This is a genomic window from Chryseobacterium sp. 14P4.3.2, assembly GCF_057799275.1.
In genome coordinates this window covers 37,709-61,730 of record NZ_JBYOKO010000006.1, presented here as the reverse complement: position 1 = coordinate 61,730, position 24,022 = coordinate 37,709, and the positions used below count along the sequence as shown (strand labels likewise).

At 36.7% G+C, this 24,022-nt stretch carries 24 protein-coding genes; 9 read left to right on the top strand and 15 right to left on the bottom strand.

What is annotated here, in order from left to right; all coding sequences use genetic code 11:
• Positions 1–16 precede the first annotated feature (16 nt).
• Positions 17–1,273 (bottom strand): NAD(P)/FAD-dependent oxidoreductase, encoded by a 1,257-nt coding sequence (locus tag AC27VX_RS10920; RefSeq protein WP_236856387.1) that lies wholly within the window; start codon positions 1,271–1,273, stop codon positions 17–19.
• Between the two features lie 98 nt (positions 1,274–1,371).
• On the opposite strand from AC27VX_RS10920, the gene flxA reads away from it, so the two are divergent.
• The 9 genes from flxA (at position 1,372) to AC27VX_RS10875 (ending at position 12,882) form a co-directional block, all read left to right on the top strand.
• Positions 1,372–2,892 (top strand): flexirubin biosynthesis tyrosine ammonia-lyase FlxA, encoded by a 1,521-nt coding sequence (flxA, locus tag AC27VX_RS10915; protein ID WP_488695559.1) that lies wholly within the window; start codon positions 1,372–1,374, stop codon positions 2,890–2,892.
• Positions 2,893–2,974: 82 nt separating this feature from the next.
• A complete protein-coding gene (flxB, locus tag AC27VX_RS10910; RefSeq protein ID WP_488695557.1) occupies positions 2,975–3,706 on the top strand; it encodes a flexirubin biosynthesis SDR family reductase FlxB in 732 nt (243 codons plus the stop codon).
• Between the two features lies 1 nt (position 3,707).
• Positions 3,708–4,928 carry a beta-ketoacyl-[acyl-carrier-protein] synthase family protein gene (locus AC27VX_RS10905; protein ID WP_300689504.1) on the top strand — a complete coding sequence of 407 codons (1,221 nt, stop codon included), beginning with the start codon at positions 3,708–3,710 and terminating at the stop codon, positions 4,926–4,928.
• Positions 4,929–4,932: 4 nt separating this feature from the next.
• Positions 4,933–5,187 (top strand): acyl carrier protein, encoded by a 255-nt coding sequence (locus AC27VX_RS10900; RefSeq protein ID WP_236856383.1) that lies wholly within the window; start codon positions 4,933–4,935, stop codon positions 5,185–5,187.
• Positions 5,188–5,308: 121 nt separating this feature from the next.
• Complete coding sequence (locus tag AC27VX_RS10895; protein ID WP_236856382.1) at positions 5,309–6,193, top strand: lysophospholipid acyltransferase family protein; 885 nt, start codon at positions 5,309–5,311, stop codon at positions 6,191–6,193.
• Between the two features lie 177 nt (positions 6,194–6,370).
• The gene (locus AC27VX_RS10890) at positions 6,371–7,882 is read left to right on the top strand and encodes a phytoene desaturase family protein (RefSeq protein WP_236856381.1); all 1,512 of its coding nucleotides are present in this window, start codon (positions 6,371–6,373) and stop codon (positions 7,880–7,882) included.
• 16 nt (positions 7,883–7,898) lie between these two features.
• Positions 7,899–9,584: a C45 family autoproteolytic acyltransferase/hydrolase gene (locus AC27VX_RS10885; RefSeq protein ID WP_410680495.1), complete on the top strand. Its 1,686-nt coding sequence runs from the start codon at positions 7,899–7,901 to the stop codon at positions 9,582–9,584.
• Complete coding sequence (locus AC27VX_RS10880; protein WP_236856380.1) at positions 9,581–9,946, top strand: hypothetical protein; 366 nt, start codon at positions 9,581–9,583, stop codon at positions 9,944–9,946. The genes AC27VX_RS10885 and AC27VX_RS10880 overlap by 4 nt, the downstream gene beginning before the upstream one ends.
• A 287-nt stretch (positions 9,947–10,233) precedes the next feature.
• Complete coding sequence (locus AC27VX_RS10875; protein WP_488695554.1) at positions 10,234–12,882, top strand: T9SS-dependent M36 family metallopeptidase; 2,649 nt, start codon at positions 10,234–10,236, stop codon at positions 12,880–12,882.
• Between the two features lie 73 nt (positions 12,883–12,955).
• Here the strand turns inward: AC27VX_RS10875 and AC27VX_RS10870 are convergent, their stop codons facing one another.
• The 14 genes from AC27VX_RS10870 to AC27VX_RS10805 form a co-directional block, all read right to left on the bottom strand.
• Positions 12,956–14,128 carry a DUF2062 domain-containing protein gene (locus tag AC27VX_RS10870; protein ID WP_488695552.1) on the bottom strand — a complete coding sequence of 391 codons (1,173 nt, stop codon included), beginning with the start codon at positions 14,126–14,128 and terminating at the stop codon, positions 12,956–12,958.
• Between the two features lie 4 nt (positions 14,129–14,132).
• Positions 14,133–14,609 carry a hypothetical protein gene (locus AC27VX_RS10865; protein ID WP_488695550.1) on the bottom strand — a complete coding sequence of 159 codons (477 nt, stop codon included), beginning with the start codon at positions 14,607–14,609 and terminating at the stop codon, positions 14,133–14,135.
• The gene (locus AC27VX_RS10860) at positions 14,606–14,986 is read right to left on the bottom strand and encodes an ApeI family dehydratase (RefSeq protein ID WP_300689523.1); all 381 of its coding nucleotides are present in this window, start codon (positions 14,984–14,986) and stop codon (positions 14,606–14,608) included. The genes AC27VX_RS10865 and AC27VX_RS10860 overlap by 4 nt, the downstream gene beginning before the upstream one ends.
• A gap of 84 nt (positions 14,987–15,070) precedes the next feature.
• Positions 15,071–15,706 carry a flexirubin biosynthesis protein LolB2 gene (gene lolB2, locus AC27VX_RS10855; protein WP_488695548.1) on the bottom strand — a complete coding sequence of 212 codons (636 nt, stop codon included), beginning with the start codon at positions 15,704–15,706 and terminating at the stop codon, positions 15,071–15,073.
• Complete coding sequence (gene lolA2 / locus AC27VX_RS10850) at positions 15,672–16,298, bottom strand: flexirubin biosynthesis/transport protein LolA2 (RefSeq protein WP_236856373.1); 627 nt, start codon at positions 16,296–16,298, stop codon at positions 15,672–15,674. The genes lolB2 and lolA2 overlap by 35 nt, the downstream gene beginning before the upstream one ends.
• Positions 16,291–17,046 carry a polysaccharide deacetylase family protein gene (locus tag AC27VX_RS10845; protein ID WP_236856372.1) on the bottom strand — a complete coding sequence of 252 codons (756 nt, stop codon included), beginning with the start codon at positions 17,044–17,046 and terminating at the stop codon, positions 16,291–16,293. Before AC27VX_RS10845 ends, lolA2 begins: the two co-directional genes overlap by 8 nt.
• A gap of 171 nt (positions 17,047–17,217) precedes the next feature.
• The gene (locus AC27VX_RS10840) at positions 17,218–18,279 is read right to left on the bottom strand and encodes a beta-ketoacyl synthase N-terminal-like domain-containing protein (RefSeq protein WP_300689531.1); all 1,062 of its coding nucleotides are present in this window, start codon (positions 18,277–18,279) and stop codon (positions 17,218–17,220) included.
• Positions 18,276–19,475 (bottom strand): beta-ketoacyl-[acyl-carrier-protein] synthase family protein, encoded by a 1,200-nt coding sequence (locus AC27VX_RS10835; RefSeq protein ID WP_488695546.1) that lies wholly within the window; start codon positions 19,473–19,475, stop codon positions 18,276–18,278. Before AC27VX_RS10835 ends, AC27VX_RS10840 begins: the two co-directional genes overlap by 4 nt.
• An 83-nt stretch (positions 19,476–19,558) precedes the next feature.
• A complete protein-coding gene (locus AC27VX_RS10830) occupies positions 19,559–19,816 on the bottom strand; it encodes a phosphopantetheine-binding protein (RefSeq protein ID WP_047381552.1) in 258 nt (85 codons plus the stop codon).
• Between the two features lie 93 nt (positions 19,817–19,909).
• Entirely contained in the window at positions 19,910–20,449 is a 540-nt protein-coding gene (locus AC27VX_RS10825) for a beta-ketoacyl-[acyl-carrier-protein] synthase family protein (RefSeq protein ID WP_300689539.1), read from the bottom strand.
• 10 nt (positions 20,450–20,459) lie between these two features.
• Positions 20,460–21,593: a beta-ketoacyl synthase N-terminal-like domain-containing protein gene (locus AC27VX_RS10820; protein ID WP_488695543.1), complete on the bottom strand. Its 1,134-nt coding sequence runs from the start codon at positions 21,591–21,593 to the stop codon at positions 20,460–20,462.
• On the bottom strand, positions 21,590–22,018 hold the full coding sequence (locus AC27VX_RS10815) for an acyl-CoA thioesterase (protein ID WP_236856367.1): 429 nt from the start codon (positions 22,016–22,018) through the stop codon (positions 21,590–21,592). The genes AC27VX_RS10820 and AC27VX_RS10815 overlap by 4 nt, the downstream gene beginning before the upstream one ends.
• Positions 22,008–23,276: an ABC transporter permease gene (locus AC27VX_RS10810; protein WP_300689543.1), complete on the bottom strand. Its 1,269-nt coding sequence runs from the start codon at positions 23,274–23,276 to the stop codon at positions 22,008–22,010. Before AC27VX_RS10810 ends, AC27VX_RS10815 begins: the two co-directional genes overlap by 11 nt.
• A complete protein-coding gene (locus AC27VX_RS10805; RefSeq protein ID WP_488695541.1) occupies positions 23,263–24,021 on the bottom strand; it encodes an ABC transporter ATP-binding protein in 759 nt (252 codons plus the stop codon). Before AC27VX_RS10805 ends, AC27VX_RS10810 begins: the two co-directional genes overlap by 14 nt.
• Between the last annotated feature and the right edge of the window lies 1 nt (position 24,022).

Sequence of the window (24,022 nt, the reverse complement as noted above, 5' to 3'; positions counted from 1 at the left end):
TTTTCAGACCGTTTTTTTATGCTTGATTTTGCTGTTCCTGTTTTTCTAACTTGATCAGGTTGGCAAGATTTTTAATCACTGTATCATGCTTTTTCACAAAAGGATTATCTTTGTTCCAGACATAGCCTGCTAAAACAGCGCAAATCTTTTTCTTTACGTCTAGGTTTTCCGGTTGATGGAAAAATAACTCCTGAAGATTTCCGGTATACCATTCTTTTACATACGTAGTAAAAACATCTACTCCGTATAAAATATAATCCGAATATTCTGTCTGCCAATTGATCTTCTCGCCATTTAATTGTCTTAAAGCCAGTTTTGCAGCCAGCATTCCGGATTCTGTGGCAAAAGCCATCCCAGATGAAAAAACCGGATCAAGGAATTCTGAAGCATTCCCCGTTAAAGCAAATCCGTCCCCGAATAAACTCTTTACAGAGCAAGAATAATCTTTCAGATGTTTGGGTTCAAAAAGAAAATCTACATCCCCAAAACGCTTTACATAATAATCAGAAAGAGAAATAGCTTTTCTCAACGCTTCAGCAGCATCTCCGTTTTCAGATAATTTGTCAATATAATCTGTTGGCCCTACAATTCCTAAACTTGTATTTCCGTTGGAAAAAGGAATTACCCATAGCCATACTTCTGTTTCAATAATATCAAAAGAAATTAAAGTGCCTTCTTCACCCGGTTCTCTGTTGCTGTCCTTTACATGAGAGAAAATAGCAGAATGAGGAGAAAGTTTTGAAGGTTTTTCAAGATCCAGAAGACGAGGCAGTACCCTTCCATAACCGCTGGAATCAATAACAAACTTAGCATGGATCTCTTTTGTTTCTCCATCCTTGGTTCTTACCGTCGTTATTGAATCTGTTCCGTCAAATTTGATGTCAATAACTTCAGTCTCAAATTCAAGATCAATTCCTTTATTAATGACTTCCTGAGCAAGAGTATTATCAAAATCAGCCCTCGGAACCTGCCAGGTCCAGTCCCAGCCTTCCCCGAATTTGTTGCTGAAATCAAAGATGCAGACTTCGTCGCCGCGAAGGAAGCGCGCTCCCAGCTTTTTTTCAAAGCCCATTTTGTCTAATGCAGGGAAAAGTCCGGCCTCCTCAAAGTGGTCCATTACCCTTGGAATTAAGCTTTCTCCGACTACCAATCTTGGGAATCGTGTCTTTTCGACCACTTTTACGCTGACGTTATTGTTCTTCAGGTAAGAAGAAGAGACGCATCCGGAAGGTCCAGCTCCGATTACAAGAACGTCAACAAATTCTTTGCTCATCTTTGATTTTTTATTTTAATAATAACTTTTATCTTTGCCGCAAAATTAGTGACAAATAATTAATATTTTACAAAATTATCAACTATTACTTTTAATTGATGAAAATAAATAACTTTTTAGAACTGAAAGACTTTCAAAAAATTATCATTGGGAATGAAAAAATAGAACTGGATGAATCACTTTTGTCAAGAGTGGATAAGAGTTTTCAGTTTTTAAAGGAGTTTTCAAAAAATAAAGTAATATATGGAGTGAATACCGGTTTTGGGCCGATGGCTCAGTTTAAAATCAGTGACGAAGATACCCATCAGCTTCAATATAACCTTATAAGAAGCCACTCTTCAGGAATTGGAAATCCTTTACCTGCAGATGAGGTAAAAGCATGCATGCTGGCAAGACTGAATACCTTATCATTAGGAAATTCAGGAGTACACCAGTCGGTCGTTTATCTTCTTCAGGAATTGATCAACAGAGATATTATCCCATTGATTTTTGAACATGGAGGAGTAGGAGCAAGCGGCGACCTTGTTCAGCTGGCTCACCTGGCTTTAGTATTAATTGGTGAAGGAGAGGTATTTTATAAAGGAGAAAGAAAATCTACAAAAGAGGTTTTTGAAGCAGAAAAACTGGAACCTATTCAGGTAGAAATCCGTGAAGGGCTTGCTTTAATGAACGGTACTTCCGTGATGTCAGGAATCGGAATTGTAAATGCTTATAAAGCGAACCAGCTGACAGATATTTCCCTTAGACTTTCTTGTGCCATTAATGAAATTGTTCAGGCTTACGATGATCATTTATCAGAAGCGTTGAATGGAACGAAAAAACATTACGGCCAGCAGAAAGTGGCAGAAAGAATGCGTGCTCATCTGGCAGACAGTAAACTGATCAGAAAAAGAGAAGACCATCTTTATACCCACTTTGAAGAACAGGAAAAAGTATTCAAGGAAAAAGTTCAGGAATATTATTCTTTAAGATGTGTGCCTCAGATTTTAGGTCCGGTATTGGATACTTTAGAGTATACGGAGAAAGTTCTTGAAAATGAGATCAATTCAGCGAATGATAACCCGATTATCAACGTTGAGGATCAGCATGTTTACCACGGAGGAAACTTCCACGGAGATTATATCTCGTTAGAAATGGATAAACTTAAAATTGTGGTAACGAAACTGACCATGCTTGCAGAAAGACAGCTGAACTACCTTCTGAATGCTAAAATCAATGAAATTTTGCCTCCTTTTGTGAATCTGGGTAAATTAGGTTTCAATTTCGGGATGCAGGGAGTACAGTTTACGGCAACTTCCACTACGGCTGAAAGCCAGATGCTGTCAAACTCAATGTATGTTCACAGTATTCCGAATAATAATGATAATCAGGATATCGTTAGTATGGGGACCAATGCTGCTGTGATCTGCAGAAAGGTGATTGAAAATGCTTTTGAAGTATTGGCGATTGAAGCCATTACCATTATTCAGGCGGTTGAATATCTTGGGTTCCAGGATAAGGTTTCGTCATCCACAAAAGAACTGTATGATGCCATCAGAAAAATTATACCTCCTTTTTCAGACGATATGGTTATGTATCCGTATCTGGAGGAAGTAAAGAAATATCTGAAAGGAATGTAACTATTAGCTGTTATAAATTGTCTTGTAAAGAAAGACTGTCATTACACTTAAAAAAAACTAAAAACGATATAAACACTAACGCATGAAATGTGCAATTGTAACAGGAGGCTCCAGAGGAATCGGGAGAGCGATCTGTATAAAACTGGCTGAAGAAAAAAACTATCATATCCTCATCAACTACGCTTCAAATGAAACGGCAGCAAAAGAAACATTGGCTAAAGTAGAAGAATTGGGTGCTACAGGAGAAATTCTTAAATTTGATGTAGGAAACACTGAAGAAACAAAAGCTGTTCTAACAGATTGGCAGGAGAAAAACCCTGATGCCTTGGTAGAAGTTATTGTCAATAATGCCGGAATTACCAGAGACGGTCTTTTTATGTGGATGCAGAAAGAAGACTGGAACAGCGTGATCAATACAAGTCTGGATGGATTTTTCAATGTAACCAATTTCTTTATCCAAAAACTGCTTCGTAACAAATACGGAAGGATCATCAATATGGTTTCTGTTTCAGGAGTAAAAGGAACTGCTGGCCAAACGAATTATTCTGCGGCGAAAGGAGCATTGGTAGGGGCTACAAAGGCTCTTGCTCAGGAAGTTGCCAAAAGAAATATTACTGTGAATGCTGTAGCTCCTGGTTTTATCAGAACCGATATGACCCAGGAATTCAATGAAGAAGAATTGAAAGCAATGATTCCTGCCAACAGATTTGGAGAAGCAGAAGAAGTAGCTGACCTTGTGGCATTTTTAGCGTCTAAAAAAGCTTCATACATTACAGGAGAAGTGATTAATATTAACGGAGGAATTTATTCATAAAATGGAAAATAGGGTTGTAATTACCGGAATGGGAATTTATTCCTGCATCGGGACATCTTTAGAAGAGGTCAGGGAATCCCTATATCAAGGAAAATCCGGAATTGTTTTAGATGAAGAAAGAAAAGAATTTGGCTTCAGATCAGGCCTTACAGGTGTTGTTCCAAAACCGGACCTGAAGAATCTTTTAAACAGACGCCAGCGTATCAGTATGGGTGAAGAAAGCGAATATGCTTATCTGGCTACCCTTGATGCATTGAAGCAGGCAAATCTGGATGAAGAGTTTTTAGATTCTCATGAGGTAGGAATTTTATATGGAAATGACAGTGTTTCCAAGGCGGTAGTAGAGTCTATTGATATAGCAAGAGAAAAGAAAGATACAACATTGATGGGATCGGGAGCGATCTTTAAATCAATGAACTCTACAGTAACCATGAACCTTTCTACGATCTTTAGGCTGAAAGGGATCAATCTTACCATAAGTGCAGCATGTGCAAGTGGCTCACACTCATTGGGACTGGCTTATGTGATGATCAAGAATGGTTTGCAGGATATGATTATCTGTGGAGGAGCTCAGGAAACCAATAAATATTCTATGGCGAGCTTTGATGGATTGGGCGTTTTCTCAGCCAGAGAAGATGAACCAACAAAAGCATCCAGACCTTTCGACGTAGAAAGAGACGGATTGATCCCAAGCGGAGGTGCCGCTACTTTGATCGTGGAAAGTTTAGAATCTGCCCAAAGAAGAGGAGCGCCTATTATTGCTGAAATTATTGGATATGGTTTCTCTTCAAACGGAGGACATATTTCAACCCCAAATGTGGACGGGCCAGCTTTGGCAATGGACAGAGCGCTTAAACAGTCAGGGTTAAAAGCTTCTGATATTGATTATATCAATGCTCATGCAACTTCTACTCCTATTGGGGATGCCAATGAAGCAAAAGCAATTTACGAGATTTTCGGCAGTGAAGTTCCTGTAAGCTCTACCAAATCTATGACCGGACACGAGTGCTGGATGGCAGGTGCAAGTGAAGTTATCTACTCAATTCTGATGATGCAGAACGATTTTGTCGCTCCAAATATTAATCTGGAAAATCCTGATAATGAAGCACAAAGGATAAATTTGGTCGCAAAAACAAAAAATCAAAAAATTGATGTATTTTTGTCGAATTCTTTTGGGTTTGGGGGAACCAATTCTGCACTAATAGTTAAAAAATTTGATTAAAAACATGGAAAGGGAAAAAATTGTTGCCATCGTTAATGATTTTCTGGTCAATGAATTCGAAGTAGACGGAGACGAAATCAGTAATGATGCCAACCTTAAAAATACACTGGGCTTAGACAGCCTGGATTATATCGACATGGTCGTCGTGATTGAATCCAATTTCGGAGTGAAATTAGGAGAAGCCGATTTCAAGAAAATGGTGACATTCAATGACTTCTATACAACGATTGAAGATAAGATTGCTGAAAAAAACGCGTAGTTATTGAGCCAATCTTTATTCTATAAAATGTACCAATGTAATAATATCACAGTGTTTCGGTAACGATCACTTTTAAAAGAGGTATTATTACATTGGTTCTCTGTTATATTAAATTCTATCTATGAACAAATGGAAAGGTAAATCTAAAGGAACAGTACTCGGATACAGAATATTCGTCTGGTGTATTAGAAATATCGGAATCAGAAGTTCATATGGTGTGCTTTATTTTGTAGCCGCCTATTACTCTCTGTTTCAGAAGAAGAGTAACGAATACATTCTTTATTATTTCCGAAAAAGACTGAATTATAGTTATTGGAAATCAATAAGTTCCATATTTAAAAGTTATTTTACTTTCGGAAAAGTTCTGATTGATAAAACGGCCATTACTGCCGGCCTGAGAGAGAAATATACCTACGAATTTGACGGTATTGAAAACCTAAGGAATCTTTTGGCAGCTAAAAAAGGCGGAGTTCTGATCAGTGCTCATATTGGTAATTTTGAAATTGCAGAGCACTTTTTTGCTGACATTGATTTCGAATGCCAGATTAATCTGGTGACTACAGATCAGGAAGTTACCGTGATCAAAGAATACCTGGAAAGTGTTGCCGTTAAAAAAAGTAATATCAAATTTATTTATGTAAAAGACGATATGTCTCATATTTTTGAGATCAATCAGGCGTTGTCAAATAATGAACTGATTTGCTTTACCGGGGATCGCTATTTTGAAGGATCGAAGTATCTGGAAGCTGATTTGTTGGGCAAAAGTGCGAAATTTCCGGCAGGGCCATTCCTTATTGCATCAAGGTTGGGAGTACCGGTAGTATATGTGTATGTAATGAAAGAAAAGAACCTTCATTATCACCTGTATGCAAGAGTAGCCCAAAATATAAAAAACAGAGATTCACAGGGACTTTTGCAGTCTTACGTTCAAAATCTGGAGACTATGGTAAAAAAATATCCCCTTCAATGGTTTAATTACTTTGATTTTTGGGATGATGTTGATTAATTTTTTCTATTTTTACCCTTAAAACTAACAAAAAACTAACAACTATTAAGATTTATTGAAAATTTAAGATTTATAAGCTGCATCGGCCACAGTAAGTTTCTTTGTGCCTGATAAATAATGCGACATCTGAATCTCTTAACTGCTCAGCTTCTTAATTTAAAAAAAACACACTCTCTTTTGAAGAAAGAATATGACATACTTGTAATCGGCAGTGGATTGGGAGGTCTTGTTTCGGCTCTTATTTTAGCGAAAGAAGGGCTGAAGGTTTGCGTGTTGGAGAAGAACAACCAGTATGGTGGAAATCTACAGACTTTCTCAAGAGATAAACTCATTTTTGATACCGGTGTCCATTATTTGGGAGGACTTTCAAAAGGGCAGAATTTAAACCGGTTCTTTTCCTATCTGGAAATTATGGATGAGCTGGAACTTCAGAAAATGGATGAAGACGGGTATGACCGGATTAGTTTTGCAGATGATGAAGTAGAGTATCCTCATGCACAGGGCTATCAGAATTTTGTGGAGCAATTGTCTGTATATTTTCCGGATGAAAAAGAAAATATTGAAAACTATTGTGAAGAAATTCAATACGTCTGCAGCCAGTTTCCAAGATACAATGTCGTAGGAAAAGACAATTATAACGAAGAGATCCTGCACCTCAATACCAAAAGATTTATAGAATCCGTTACTCAGAACAAAAAACTGCAGTCGGTTTTATTAGGTTCTAATTTCCTGTACGCCGGAGATTCTGAAAATGTTCCTTTTTACGTTCACGCCTTAACGGTGAATTCTTATATACAAAGCGCCTATAAATGTACAAAAGGAGGAAGCCAGATTTCTAAACTCCTTATTAGAAAGCTTCGGAAATATGGAGCCGAAGTGCATAAGCATTCTGAAGTTTCCGAATTTGTTTTTAATGAAAAGAATACATTGACTTCCGTAAAAACAAAGACAGGAAAAGCGTACTTTGCCAAACAGTTTATTTCGAATATTGAGATCCGTTCCACCATAAGGCTGATAGGAGAAGAGCGGTTGAAGAAATCATTTTTAAACAGAGTTTTGAGCTGGAGGCCTGTTTCATCGTGCTTCAGCATTTATTTGGTTTTAAAACCTCAAAGCCTTCCCAATTTCAATTATAATATTTACCACTATTCATCACAAGAATCAGTTTGGAATGCGTTCCGTTACAAAAAGGAAACATGGCCGGAAACCTATATGCTGTCCTCTACAGCTTCAAAACATCATCCGGAATTTGCAGAAAGTCTTACTGCTATCTCCTACATGGATTTTGATGAGGTGAAAGAATGGGAAAATACATTTAATACAATAGTGGATAAAAATGAAAGAGGATCAGGATATGAGAAATTTAAATTTGAAAAAACAGAGAAAATGATTGAGGCGTTGGAAAAGAGAATTCCCAATCTCAGACATGCTATCCAAAACATCTATACTTCTTCCCCGTTGTCTTACCGGGATTATATCGGAAATTTTGACGGAAACATGTACGGCTACATGAAAAGCTCAGAAAATCCACTTAAAACAATGGTTTCTCCACGTACTAAAATTGATAATCTTTTTCTGACAGGCCAGTCTGTCAATATGCACGGGATTTTGGGAGTTACTATTGGTGCTTTTAATACCTGTGCGGAAATTTTAGGAAAAGAACTGATTGACAGCCGTCTGCGAAAATGATTTAATAAAAGCCAAAGTGAAAAAAACTTATACCAACTATCCAACTTATAAAAGACTTTTTCTATACTCTTTTTTTTCTTTAACAGTTATTTCATGCGGTGTTTCAAAGTCTGTACATCATATTCCTGAAGTAAAACAATATCCGCTTGAGATTCCTCAAGTTACTAAAATCAATGATTCAACATTCAGCTATCATCAAAACTTTCTGACAAAGAATAAGCAGCAGCTTTGGGAGCTTTATATCAAAGGAAATCCATTGCAGCTGGGATATAATAACGGAGCATTGACCCAAAGTTTGATGCAGAAACAAGAAGGGATTTTCTTTTCAAAAGTAGAAGGATTTGTACCATCAAAGTTCAAACAAAAGCTGTTGAGAGGCTTTTTGAAATGGTATAATAGAAAGATGTACCTGAATGTAAGAGAAGATTATCAGGCAGAATTATTTGGATTAGCACAATACTCATCTGATCAGTATGATTTTATTGCACCAAAATATTTAAGAAACCTTTATCTGCATGGGGCACATGATATTGGGCATGCTATGCAGGATCTGGCAATGGTAGGCTGCTCATCCCTTGCGGTATGGGACGAAAATACAGAAGATGGTGATCTTTTGATTGGTCGAAATTTCGATTTCTATGTAGGTGATGATTTTGCCCAAAACAAACTGGTAGAATTTGTAGAGCCTGAAATTGGGATTCCTTATATGTCGGTGAGCTGGCCAGGAATGATTGGTGTAGTTTCAGGAATGAATAAAGAAGGAATTACTGTGACCATCAATGCCGGAAAATCCAAAATTCCTCTTACTGCAAAGACTCCAATTTCGCTTGTCACGAGGGAAATTTTACAATACGCTAAAAATATTGACGAGGCAATTACTATTGCTAAAAAAAGAAAAGTTTTTGTATCAGAATCTATTCTGGTAGGAAGTGCAGCAGATAAAAATGCAGTGATCATTGAAGTTTCACCTAAAAACTTCGGGGTATATAGAGTGCAGAATACAAGCAGAGTTCTTTGTACAAACCATTTTCAGTCGGAAGCTTATAAAGATGATAAAAGAAATCAGAAACAAATTGAAGAAAGCCATTCTGAATACCGATACGAGAAACTTCAGGAGCTTTTGGAGGAAGAGAAAAAGCTGAATCCTGAAAAAATGGCTTCCATTTTAAGGAACAGGTCCGGTTTGAAAGGTGAAAAGATCGGTTATGGCAATGAAAAAGCACTCAATCAGCTTTTGGCGCATCATGCCATTATATTTTCACCACAGAAAAAACTGGTTTGGGTTTCTTCAAATCCTTATCAGCTGGGAGAATTTGTATGTTATGATCTGAATGAAATTTTTTCAGTTAAAAAGCCAGTAGAAAGTTTGCAGTTAAAAACAGCATTCAATATTGCCAGAGATCCTTTTGCCGATTCACAGGAATTTAAAAATTATCAGGAATACAGGCTGGTCAATACAAAAGTAAGTAATGCTATAGATAACAATGAAATCCTTACTGATGATTTTATTGCTCATTACCAGTCTTTAAATCCTTATTTTTGGAAAGGATATTATGTGGCCGGAAAGTATTATTTTGAGAAAAAAGAATATAAAAAGGCAAAGATTGAATTTGAAAGAGCCCTCACTAAAGAAATCACCACAGTTCCGGATAAAAAAGCGGTAGAAAAATACCTGAAAAAAACCTTAAATAAACTGAAATGATCCCCAAACATATAAAACTGCTATTCAGTATTCCTTTCGTCATTATTCTGTGCTATACCGTCTATTTGTGTACAGTATACAGCTCAGTTCCTGACATCATCCCCATTCACAGCTTTGGAAACAATAAAGATAGCTATGGCAGCAAAGTTTTTCTCTTCATGCCTATAGTCCTCGACCTTGTCATTCTAGTATTCTTCTGGTTAATTATCCGAAGACCGGACAAAATTAAATTTACCTTTGAAATAAAAGAAGAAGATCAAGGGAAAATATACCATACCACTCAGTTGGCCTTAGTCATTCTTGCAATATTTGTTACCATACTTATGGGACCTTTATCTTTTTCCGATGTTGTGTATAAATAATGTATTATCAAGAGGTCTCACTATTTGAAAGGCAGCTTCGAAGTGATGAAATTACAGTATTTTAGTTTTAATATTATTTAAGTTGATAATTTTACAATGAATTCACTGTAATTCGTTGTAAAATAGAATTTTAATTTATCTTATTGTTTGTGAAGTTGATATAAAACAGGCGATTTTTACTTTGTATAACATTTTTTTAAGATTGTTTTTATTGAAATGTGTAACATTTTTAGATGTTTTTCTACTAACTGGCAAATTGATATTAATATTTGATAAAAAGAAAGCTTATGAAAAAAATTCGACTTAGTGCTAAACTTCTGTTGTTTTGTTCACTTTTTAGTGTTAGTTTAATCTCTGCTCAAAAATATGAACAAACGATTAAAGATTACGTTAACTCAAACCAAGGAGTATTTCAAAGAGTAAATCCGGAACTTAAAGCATTTAAAATCATTAATGTGGATCCTTCAGCAAGTTTGAAAGGAGATGTTGTAGGAATACAGCAGGTAATTAATGGTATTCCGGTTTTTGGAAGTTCCGCCAATGTATTAATCAGAGAAGGTAAAGTGTTAAATTTTGCGGATACCTTTATTAAAACTTATCCTTCAGCCATCAAGGGAAAGGAAAGTGGAAGAAAGGATGCTTTGGTAGCACAAACGATTAAAAAACTGAACGGTTTGTCGACGTTGAAAAATATTGATGGAAAAGAGGAGCCTATCAAAACAAATGTTGTTTATTTTGCAAAAGCAGGAGAATTAATACTTGGATATCAGCTAAATGTAGAAGAAAAAGGTACAAGTAACGTTTGGAATACCATTGTAAGTGCTGAAGATGGTTCTGTTTTATATCAGGAAAATACTACTCTTTCTTGTGATTTTCATTCGGAAGCTTACGATCATCATTCTATAGGAGGTGCTTTATCCCATTCAAATGCTTATGCATCTTCTCTCCCGGCTAGTTTTGGGGAAATAGATTTAAAAAAGAATACAAATTTTGTATTATCACCTGATAATGCTACTTATAATGTCTTTGCATTTCCTACAGAAGCACCAACTTTTGGAAGCCGTACATTACTTACAAACCCATGGGATCTTACTGCTTCCCCGGAAGGGTGGCATTCTGACGGAACCAATAGCTACACTATAACGAGAGGTAACAATGCTTTTGCATATACTGATGAGGCCAATACGAATGTCCCACAGTTCTCCCCCGATGGAGGACCTAACAGATCATTTGATTTTCCTTTGGATATAACAGCACCCCATACTACCTATACATCAGCTGCAGTAACCAATTTATTCTATAATACGAATAAAATGCATGATTTATTTTATAAATTTGGATTTACAGAATCAGCAAGAAATTATCAGACAAATAATTTTGGAAACGGAGGGGTAGGTAATGACCCGGTTCTTTCTGAGGCAAGAGACGGAAGTGGTCTTAATAACGCTAACTTTAATCCTGGAGTGGAAGGAACAAGCGGAAGAATGCAGATGTTTCTTTTTTCACCTACCAATGCAAGATATCTTTACTATAATTCACCATCCAATTATACCGCGAGAACACCGGCCGCTGCTACAGCCCAATTTGGACCGCAAATTATGGGTAATCCACCTGTAACAGGTGACCTGGCTCTTTCAACGCCTGCTGATGCATGTACTGCAGTTGCAGCGGGAACTCTTACAGGAAAAATAGCTGTGGTAAACGCTGCAGGATGTAGTTTCTCTATTAAAACAAAGAATTTACAAAATGCCGGAGCAATAGGAGTTATACAATACCATCCTAACAGCAATACTCCTGTGGGATTAGGCGGAACAGACACAACAATCACTATTCCTACAATAATGGTTGGCTTGTCAGAAGGCCAGTTTCTGGTGAATGACTTAACTAATGGTATCGTTGGAAATGCAACACTGAAAACAGATGCAGTTTATAAAGATGCAAGTTTAGATAATGGAGTTATCAGCCACGAATATGGTCATGGGATTTCTAACCGTCTTACCGGAACAGGAAGCTCTTGTCTCTCTTATATTTCGTCTAACGAACAGATGGGAGAGGGATGGTCTGACTTTTTTGCCCTTATGGTGACTGCTAAACCTGGTGATAATGCTTCTATTGCAAGAGGTATGGGAACTTATGTTTCAGGACAGGAAACTACAGGATTAGGAATAAGACCTGTAAGATATTCTCCTGACTTTGCAATCAATAATTATACTTATGGACGTACTAATGGAATGAAAATCAGTACAAGTATTTCGGGAATTCCTGTTACAGTACCGGATGTTCACAGTATTGGTTTTATCTGGGCTTCTATGCTTTGGGATCTTAACTGGAAATATGTTGAAAAATATGGCTACAACAATAATGTTTTGGCTGATGCCAACAGTGGAACTGCCAGAGTTTTACAATTGGTAATGGATGCTCTTAAGCTTCAGCCATGTAACCCAACCTTTGTACAAGGTAGAGATGCAATCTTGGCTGCTGACCAGGCATCTACAAACGGAGCTAATAAATGTATGATCTGGAATACATTTGCTAAAAGAGGATTAGGAGTAAATGCATCTGCGGGAGCTCTTAATGGTTTGGCATTTGGGGCTAATCAGCCTTTACCGGAAATGAGTGATCAGGTAGAAGATTTTTCAGTTCCGGCTGAGTGCGGAGTTTTAGCCGTTAATGAAGTTAAAAACTCTAAGGGGATTTCTATCTATCCAAATCCTGTAAGAAATGAATTCACCATCCAAACTCCTTCAGATGTGAATCTATCAGGAATTACAACAGTTTCTATCTATGATTTTACAGGGAAGCTTATCTCTCAGGATAGCATTAATCTTAATAAGCAAACTACAATTAGCGCTGAAAAGCTGATCAATGGAGCATATATCGTAAAAGTTAGCAATAACTCAATTGATTATACTCAGAAGATTATAGTTTCAAAATAAAATAGTAATAATTAATTTGTAAAAAGCCCTGAAAGAATATTTTTCAGGGCTTTTACTTTTATATAGTCTCTGCTTAATCGTTCTCAGGACTCATTTTATTCAGAAAGAAAAAAGTTGCAATTCCTGAAAGTGCCGATAACGTTGTACTCAAAATAAAACTGCCAATAATATATTGCAGAAGATTGTTCTTGATCAGTTCAAAATTCAAGTCCTGACTCAGTATATTACTGTCACCGTGAACAAATGGTGCTCCCAGGAATAAAGATGCTGCAATAATGAAAGGAATAAAAGGAGGAAGACTTACATTAGACGATACAAATGCCAGTACTTTATTCAGTTTCAAAAGAACAGATAGGCTGATCACTAAAAGAGTCTGAAAACCCCAAAATGGAGAAAGCCCGATAAAGACTCCCAATGCAACAGAAAAAGCTTTGGTACGGTTGCTTCCGTCACTTTCCAATACATCCTCTTTTATGAATCTCTTAAAGCTTTTTTTTTTGAAGTTATTCACGAAGTTTCTCGGAATAATATATAACAGCGTAATAGTTACCAGAACTGTATTCAGAATACTGATCCTTGTAAAATCTTTGAAAGGTCGGAAATGCGAAACCCTCTCGTTGGGATCGTATAATACTTTTATAGGGATATTTTTTACAGGAATATGCCTCCACGCAGTTCTTACGATGATTTCTATTTCAAATTCAAACTTGGGTGTAAAGTATTTCTTAGGAATTTTATGAAGAGGATAAAGTCTGTAACCGGATTGAGTATCTTCCAGCTTGATACCGGTTTCAAACCGAAACCAAAAATTAGAAAACCTGTTCCCAAAACTACTTTTCTTTGGAATCCCATCCTGAGACATATTTCGGTTTCCGATGAGTAGAACCTCTTCCTTTTCCTGAAGAAGTGCCTCCACAAATACAGGGATATCATCCGGATAGTGCTGCCCGTCAGAATCAATAGTTATGGCATAATCATACCCTAAATCTTTAGCCTTTCTGAATCCTGTTTTCAGACCATTTCCTTTACCTTTATTTTCCGGTAAGGTGATTGTTGAGATTTGCGGGTATTCAGCAAGGATAAGAGGGGTGGAATCTGTAGATCCGTCATTCACCACAATAATACTTTCGGTGTAGTTGAGAACACCGTCAATAACCCTTTTCAGGGTTTTCTCATTATTGTAGGTAGGTATTAAAACGCAGATCTTTTTTTCAGAAATTGCATTTTGTACTTCTGCAAGGGACATGGTTTTATTTTAAAGTAGCTTTTTCAGCCTCTGTCATGGTTTTGGATTGCATTGCAAACCTTTTGATGTAGTTTTTCAGCCCGGCATTCTGTTTGCTGTAATTATTCAGAAGGAATGCTTTATCATCTTTTATACTTCCTCGGTAACCTACTATTTTCGGAATGTTTTCCTGAACACTTAATCTGATCAGGCGAAGTTCTGCATTATTAGGATTACTTTTGATAATGCCTTCCAGACTTGTAGCACCCGTTTTCACAAGAGATTTTCTATTGCTTTTCACAATCTTTGCTTCCATGATCTTCGCTGCTGCTTTATACCCTAAAGTTACGGCATCAGAACCTGATTGCTTTTCAGCTGTTTCAATGAAGGCAGCGGTGCTGGTATTTGATTCATTGGCCTTGGCATAGCTATTTCTCAGCGCTTCAATATCAGACTGAAAGAAAAAAATAAATGCCGCTACGAATGATAAGATAAGTTTCATGATGGTATTTTTTTATAGCTTACAGACAACTTTAATGCAATTGTCTCGCCAAAAGAAGTCATATTTTTTACTTTAACATCCTCTCCGTTTTCATCAATATCAAGATGAAGCACCAGATCAGGGGTCTCAAAAGGATTGATGATGGCCATGAATTTCACATTAGACGCGGTTTTCAGAAATAACTTTGAACTGGTAAATTCTTCCGTAAGTTCTTTAATGATCTGCATCATACAAACACCGGGAGTTACCGGATTTCCAGGGAAATGTCCCTTGAAAATATCGTGATCTTTATTGAGGTTGATGTGGGCAGTAAACTTTCCGTCCTCTGTCTTCTCGTATGATGTTAACGTATAAAAGTCTGTAAGAATGGTTTGCATGATCTTATTTTTTAAGATTAAATGTACAATACACTTCGGTTTGAAAATGACACTCGTATGCTGTATCGTTTTTCATGTTGGAAATTATTCCGTTTCGGTTATTTGAAATAGTTTTATATTGATCTTAAAATCCTTGTGTTGCAGGTTTAAGCTGTCTGCGAAGATATGCTTTTTTGCATCAAAAGTAAAATCGATTTTCTCTCTGTTGTTTTTCGTGTAAATAATCTGTTTCAGTAAATTGTTTTCCTTATTGAAGAATAAATAATACCCTTTTTTATCAATTTTTGAAAGATATATTTTTGAATTTTCATTCTCAAAGCTTTCACTTACAGGGTACTGTCTTTTTAAGAGCTGCTGGAAATCGTTTTTCAGAAAATTGATGACAATTTTTTTATCCAGATCAGGAAGAACATAATTAAGTTTAAAATCATCGTGCGAAACTTCAAAATCGATCAGCTTATTCCCAAAATCTGATGTTAATGCGACACGATGGGTCGTTTCGCTGATCTTTTTAATAATCAGAATACCGCTCACATGATTTTTATAAATATCCATCTGACATTTATAAACATAATCTTCGCCGGTAGAGAAATATAAATTTTCTACCATTTTCTCAGAGGTAGAAACAGACCTGACACCAGTAAGCTGATAGCTTTTACAGGAAACAGCCAGAATCAGGATAAGGCTATAAAGTAAACTCTGACGCAGGAATTGAAGCATTGATCTTAGTATTTTTGAAAACGATATTGGTAGTATCTCCGGATGCCTCAGTCATATTAACCTGAGAAACCGTAGACTGGTTCTTTGGGAAATACAGTTCGATCTGTTTGATATATTTCAATAGCTGAGCGGTTTTAGGAATAAACTTCGCAACATTATAATTTCCGTTCTTAAAATACGTTACCGTAAATTCAGGATCATTGAACATCGTTCCATTTGAGCTTCCTACAATCAGCTTATTAATTTTTTCAAATGTTTTGCTCTTGGCATCTACAGACGATTTTTTCCCCTGATCATTGATGAAGATTTTATTGCTTTTAAAAACAATACTGTACTGATAAGGCTTGGTATACTTCCAGCTCAGCATATTCGGGGTCTGTAATGACATTCTTCCGTAAGTAACGATACTTTTGTCCAGAAAGTCCATCTTTTTGGTTTGTGTAAAATCACTCTGTAAAGTTTTAATCTCTTTTGTTTCGGATGAAACCTTAGATACAAAAGCTTTAGCCTCAGCTGCTGACATTGCTGTATTTTGAGCAAAAAAGAAGCCGGAAACTAATAGAAATGCTCCGAAAGCAATATTTTTAATCATTTTTCTTTGATTTTTTAATTGAATCAACGGTAAAGGTTGAGTACTTTTTATCTTTCAAAAATACTAATAAATCTACCAGAACACGATAGGTCTTTTCCGACGTATCATGAAGGAGAATAATACTCCCTTTTTTCAAACCTTTGGTAACTCTGCTGTAGATTTTCTTTTCATCATCAATGATGGTGTCTAAAGACCGGACATTCCATCCGATGCTTTCTTTATGGGTCCTTTTGATCGCTTTGGCAATATTGGGATTCGTTACCCCAAAAGGAGGTCTGTAAAGATGAGTTTTTATATTTCCTGTATTTTTCATGACTTCATCACATTTTTCAATCTCCTCAATCATTTTTGAAGTCGATAAAAACCCTGTGGAATTAGAGTGTGATAACGTATGATTTCCAATACTGTGACCTTCCGCAATGATTCTTTGAAATATTTCAGGGTATTTTTCAATCTGTTTCCCGATACAGAAAAAAGTTGCTTTTACCTGATGTTCTTTAAGTAAGTCTAAAAACTTTGGAGTAAACTCTGTGGGACCATCATCAAAAGTGAGGGCAACTTCTTTTACTTTAGTTCTTTTGTGAGTAATGCTGTTGACGAAATATCCAAGTCCAATGTCAAACGAACCCCATACAACAACGGCAGAGAAAGCAAAAAAAGTAAACAAATATACCCACGAGCTTCCCTGAAACGCATAAATAAAAACGTTGCAGAAAAGATAGAACAGGATAAAGGGATAATGTTTCATTGCTGATTACTTTTATATTGTTAAACTTTCTGGATGTATACCCATTTTGTCATTCTGAATATAGCGAAGCGAAATGAAGAATCTATCATGTAAAAGCAGGAATTCTTCCTTCGTCAGAATGACAACAATACTGCTTTAATTGTATGGTAAACGCTATTGACTTTTTGCCAACTAAGCCCTTTCCAATAATACCAGACTGTGATCATTACCCGCCAGATGATTGTAAAGAAGTACATACTTCACGCTTTCCTTTTTCTCTTGATTGATCATCATAACTTCCGGAATTTGCTGTTCCTTCAGAATATGACAGGCTATAAAGGTAGAAAAACCACTGGCTGTATTGAATTCTCCACTCAAATGTTTATAATACAACTGCGATGAGGCTGGAAACATATCTGCAGCTTTCGTATAATAAACATCAGAATCTGCATCTCCGCTGAATCCTAGAATAACAGCATCAATATCATGATTGGAAATATTGTTTTGAGCTAAGAAATTTTGGATAAAATCCTGAACTTCATTCAATTCAACTTTATTGCTGATCCGAATATTTTTAAGCTTTGCGTAAGAATTTTCAGTCTTATCCTTTCCTACAACAAAAAAGCTGGCACCTTCACCCCAGATCACCCCATTGGTAGTGGAATGTAAATAATCAGCAGGAAGATCAATTTCCTTTTTTATGGTATTATTTAAACAGTAAAGCTCCATTGTTCTGTTGGTCTGTTCATCTGTAGAACCTACAAGAACATTTTCTGCCTCTCCATCATTGATCTGAAGTTTAGCATCAAGAAATGAAAACTCAAGGGAAGATGAAGTGTTTACATAGGTGAAATTATAAGCATGGCACTGTAATCCCAGAGCAATCTGCCCTGCTACCGTATTGTGGGTAGACTGGATAAAGAAAGTTGGAGTAAGGAACTCTTCATGATTATCAATCACATTTTTCAGGAATTTTTCAGAATCCTGAGAGCAGCCCATTCCGGTTCCTACAATAATGGCATCCGGTTGTTCAATTCCTGCCTCTTTCAATGCATGGTTTGAAGCTACGGAGCTCATTTTTACTGTCTTAGACATTCTCCTGATCATAGCAGGGGGAATGAACTCTTTATAGTTAGGTTCTATTGCCTTTATGATCTGTAAAGAATTTTCGGGATTAAGATTTTGAAGAATATTTTCGTTTAAACTATCCTGTACAGAGATACAGGCTGCACTGTTGATGTATACTTCACTCATGATTTTGAGAAAATTAAGGTTGAACAGTTTCCTCCAAAGCCAAATGAATTGGATAGAACATGATTGATTTCTTTTTCTTTCAATTCAGTAACCGGAGTTAAGTCAAACTCTTCCATTTTCGTCTGGAAATTCAGGTTCGGGAAGATAAGGCTGTGCTGCATTGCTAAAATTGAAAATACAGACTCAATTCCTGCTGCTGCGGCAAGAGTGTGTCCTGTAAACGCTTTTGTAGAGCTGAATTCAGGAACCTGATTTTCTCCAAAGATTCTGATCATAGCAATTCCTTCTGATAAATCATTATTCGGAGTTGCCGTTCCGTGAACGTTGATGTAATCTATATTTTCTTTAGCCAGTCCTGAGATTTTCAAAGCTTGTTGCATGGCTAGAAATGCGCCCTGTCCGTTTTCTGATGAAGCGGTCTGATGATGGGCATCATTAGCATTTCCGTAACCGGAAAGGTAAGCTAAGACCTTTTTGTTTTCTTTTTTAACAATTTCCTCAGATTCAAGCACCAGAAAAGCCGCAGCTTCTCCAAGGTTCAGCCCTTTTCTGTTGTTGTCAAAAGGGGTATTGTAAGAATCCGTAAGAATCATCAGGGTATTGAAGCCATTCAAAGTAAACTTTGAAAGAGAATCTGTTCCCCCAACAATAACACGGTCTAAAACTCCGTTTTTGATCAGTTTGGCGCCCATCATAATAGCATTGGCTGCAGATGAACAAGCAGTACTGATGGTAGAAACCATTCCTTTTAATTCCAAATAGTCAGCAATTGCCAGTGAAGAATTTCCGGCATCATGAGCATCGATATATTTTTGCTTTTCAGGAAAATCTTCGTAAGAGTAGAAGTATTTTTCGGTAATATCCATTCCTGCTACGCTGGTAGAAGAAATAAGACCGGTTCTATACCCGTTAATATCCGAAATTCCGGCACTTTCTACCGCTTCTTTTGCGGCTACCATACCCAATAAAGAAGTTCTTGTTACATTGTTGTCTTCATCAAGCTGAAGCATTTGTACAAGTTCTCCATTGGATAATTTTATTTCACCTGTTTTAATGGCTCCGGCATGTCGGGTTTCAAACATCTGAATATCTGAAATTCCATGGTTTCCGGATTGTAATGAAATAAAATTTTCCTCCACGTTGTTTCCGATGGAGGAAATAATGCCCATTCCTGTTATGGCAATTTTTTGGCTCATGGTATTAAATAATGTAACAACGTAGCAATCTAACAATCTGCCAACAATTGCTGTATGACAGATTATTAGATTGTTATATTAATTTATTTCGTTCTGTTGTCTTCGATGAATTTAGCCATCGTATCGATAGACTGGAAAATTTCCTTTCCTTTTTTAGGATCGGCCAATTTGATTCCATAGTCTTTATCAAGAAGAACGATAAGTTCTAATGCATCAATAGAATCAAGTCCCAGTCCGCCTCCGAATAATGGGTCTGTATCTTTGATTTCTTCTATAGAAACGTCTTCAAGGTTTAATACTTCAATAATTTTGTGCTTCAATTCTGTTTTTAAGTTTTCCATAAAAAGTTTTAATTTAAATAAGATAACAGCTTAGAATATACCATGATTTTGGTCATCAGTATTACATTTTTATACTGTTAAAGTGTTCAGTTTTTATAAGGTTAGCAAATATACAAAAGCTTTATAATTTTCCTTATATAATTCAACCCAGCCACATAATACTTTATCAGCTTTTCCTGACTGGAGGATTTGTTCGGAATAATTGTTTAAAAAATTTTCATCAAATTCATCCAGTACAAAAAAAGCATTTTCCGTCTGCATTTTATGTTTAATGCTTATTTCACCTACACAGATGTTGGGTAATGTGTAGACAAAAACGGCCGGACTCGGATAAAAACTGTCCTGCGAATTGATGCTTTCCTGATATTTGAAATCCGTGTCAAGGCTTGATGATGAATTGGCAAAAACCAGAGCTGTGCTGCTGTGATCGTCATCATTTAAAAGCATTTCTGCAGCAAGGAAAGCCAGTTTACTCAAATTATCCATTTTGTGAAACTTTTGGTAATTCAGTTCTAAGGTTTTATAAGCTTCTTTTGCAAATTCCTGAAAGGTCTCGCTTTGATTTTCAAAAATAGTTTCTCCGTTGACGGCTATTTTTGAATGTTCTATGGTACAGGTGTTTGTTTTCTTCATCATGTTCATTTTAGCATTTTTCCAGTACAATGGCTGCATTGCATCCACCAAAACCTGAAGCTGTTTTTAAAATATATCTGATGGAACTTGTCTTGTTTTCTGTAATAATATTCAATGGTTGGGAAACTCCTATTTCTTCAAAATTTTTAGAAGGAATCAGTGTATTATGAAGAGCTCCTTCCATAGAAATAATGCTTTCCAGAAGTCCGGAAGCACCCAGGCAGTGCCCATAGTAGCCTTTTATGCTGTTCAGAGGAACCCTTTCAAGTTCCATTCTGTTGAAGGCAATGGCTTCCATTTCGTCATTATATAAAGTGGCTGTTCCGTGGGCAGAAATAAAATCGATTTGTTCCGGAGAAACGTGGGCTTCTGTCATGGCATTTTTGATGCTGGCATACAAGCCGTCACCTGTTCTTGAAGGTCCGGAAATATGATTAGCATCATTAATAGCAGAATCACCTAAAACTCTGAAACTGAATTTTTCGTTTTCAGATCGTTCTGAAGTAATATAAACCGCTGCGGCAGCTTCACCTATATTGATTCCGTTCCTGTTTTTATCGTAGGGTTTACAAGGCCCAGAGCCAATCGCCTGAAAGGAATTGAATCCTGAAATAACAAACTCAGAAAGTTCGTCTCCTGCAATAACGAAAGCGTTCTTGTATTTTCCTGCCTGAATCATATTTTTGGCAACAGCGATGGCCATTACTCCTGAAACGCACGCATTGGAAACTACAATAGGTTTTGTGCTAAACCCAAAGAAGTCCGCAATTTTCTGGGCCAGTTTTGAGAGAAAAACACCTTCCGGCAGCTCCGTCTGATTTTTTAACAGGCTTATATTTCCTTTTGTTGTTGAAAGAATAAACAAAGTATCTTCTGTGATCTTCTGTCTTTCAATTAAAGGTTTTAAGCTTAAAAGGAGCATCTTTTCCAGCTTTGTAAAGTCTTGATTTTCAAAATTTTCACTGAAAACTTTATTTAATTTTTCAGAATCAATCATAGAAGCATAGAATGGCTCCTGGCTTTCTATGATTTTGTGTAAAGCAACTCCTGATTTTCCTTCCAGAAGGGCTGTCCAGTTGGAATCTACATCAAATCCAACAGGCGTTACACAATTATAATCTGTGATAAAAATTTCTTTCGTCATGATAATCCCATTTTATCTTTCCATTTTTGAAAAAATTCCGGATTATAAAGGCATAAACCCCCATTGTTATCCAGGAATACCTGAATGGTTTCACCACTGCAAACCAATTTATCTTCCTGGTTGAAAAGCTCATACCTGTAGATGAGTTTGGCTGAAACAGAGTTGATAAAAGTGGTAACAATTCTGAATGTCTCTCCGTATTTTAAAGGAAGAAAATGTTCGCAGGTACTTTTGACAATAGGTGTTACATATCCGGCTTTCTGAATATCGAGATAAGTGAGACCATGCTGACGGCCAAAAGCTTCCCTTCCGTCTTCAAAATAAACAATATAATGTCCATGCCAGACAATTCCCAGCGGATCTGTCTCATTGAAACGTACTCTTACTTCTTCGGTACAGGTTAATATATTTTTGTTAGACTGCATTTTGTTTCTTTTCGTAAAAAATGGAAATAGATACGGTAGCAAGATAAAATAAAAGCAGGAATGCCAATTCTTTTGCAATACCTCCAATTCCGCTGTTTCTTAAAATAATATCATAATAAGCATTCAGCCCCCAGTTCATTGGTGAGAACTTGGCCACGGTCTGCATAAATTCCGGCATCAAGAATACCGGTACCCAAATTCCTCCAATAGCGGCTAAAACAACTACGGAAGTAGCTCCAAATGGTGCCGACTGCTCCTGAGTATCTGCAATAGTTCCCAGTAAAACTCCGAATCCTATTGCTGCCAGCCCGGCAAATAACGTTACTATCAAAAGCTGGAACATTTTTCCCGACACATCAAAGGCGGGAAGATCCATATAGGGGAACAGATAAATTCCTACAGCTATCATCAGTAAAAACTGAATGATACAGATGATAAGGTAGGTACATGTTTTTCCCAAAATATGTATAAAATAGGGAGTAGGGCTGATTCTTGCCCTTACACTTGTTCCCTGGCTTTTTTCTTTAACAAGGTTGATCGATAACGGGACTACGATAAAAAATATGGCAAAAAGCGTCCAGGCAGGAACATTGTGCTGAACGGAATTTGGCATTACATCCATTTTTCCTTTTTTCGGAGTGATCTCTTTAAAGCTGATCAGATTCTTATTTTGGTCAAGGTTTTCAGTAGTTCCCAGCTGGTCCTGAAAGGCTTTGTAAATCTTTTTATTCTCAATCTGAAAAACCATTTTGTTGACAGAATTCATCACAGAATTTTTGAATCCTGCATTGGTTGCCGGGTCAAAGTACAGATGAATTTCTTTAGCTTTTGGAGCTTCTGTTTTTACTTTGGCAGAATCACCTTCAAGGCCGAATGAACTTACAATGGTCTGAACTTTTGAATCAATATTTGAATTTAAATCCTTTGTTAAATTTTCTGGAATGACAATTGCCATCTGATATTCTCCGGAAAAAACGGCTTCCTGTGCCGACTTTTCATTGAAATTGGTGAGCAACTGGAATATCTTACTATTCTCCAGCTCGCCTTTTATATTTTTTGATACGTCAGATCGGTCATTATCAATAAAGATGATCGGGATTTTTGATCCTTCAAGGTTTTTGAAGGTAGAATCCTGAATCAGGGTAATGGTTACAATAAGAAGTAACGGCATGACAAAGATGATAACAATTCCTCCTATATCTCTTTTCAGGAGAAGAATTTCCTTAACAAAGCTTCTCCACAGTTTATACAACAACATCTCTTAATTCTTTTCCGGTTAATGAAATGAAAACATCTTCAAGGTTCTCTGCATTGGCAATCTGGGAAACAAGCTCTTCAGGTGTTCCTATAGCATGAATTCTCCCTCTGTCAATAATGGCAATCTTGGTACAGAACTCTTCTGCCTCAGACAGGTGATGAGATGTATAAATAATACACGTTCCGTTTTTATTAAGTTCCAATAAGAAATCTATGATTACTTTTTTGGATTGAACGTCTACGCCTACGGTAGGTTCATCCAGAAATAGGACTTTAGGATTATGGAGTGTTCCGGCGATGAGGTTACAGCGCCTCTTCATTCCCCCTGAAAACTGTCCTACCTGCTTGTCTGCAAATTTTGAAAGTCCCATAATTTCCAGAGACTCATCGATTGTTTTCTTTAGCTGGTTATGCTTTAAGCCATACAGACTTCCGAAAAACATCAGGTTTTCTCTGGCCGTAAGGGTTGGGTAAAGTGCATATTCCTGTGGGACGATACCAATAATCTGTCTGATTTTAAAAGCATCTTTCTGTGGAGATAAACCGTTGATGGTAAATTTCCCTGAGGTAGGCTTTATCAATCCTGAAAGCATAGAAATAAAGGTTGTTTTTCCAGCTCCGTTAGGACCAAGAATTCCATAGATTTCGTTGTTGCTGATATTTAAAGAAATATCATTTACAGAAAACTCATCAGAATTTTTGTATTTTTTATATAGGTTTTTGATTTCAATCATATTCTCCGCCATA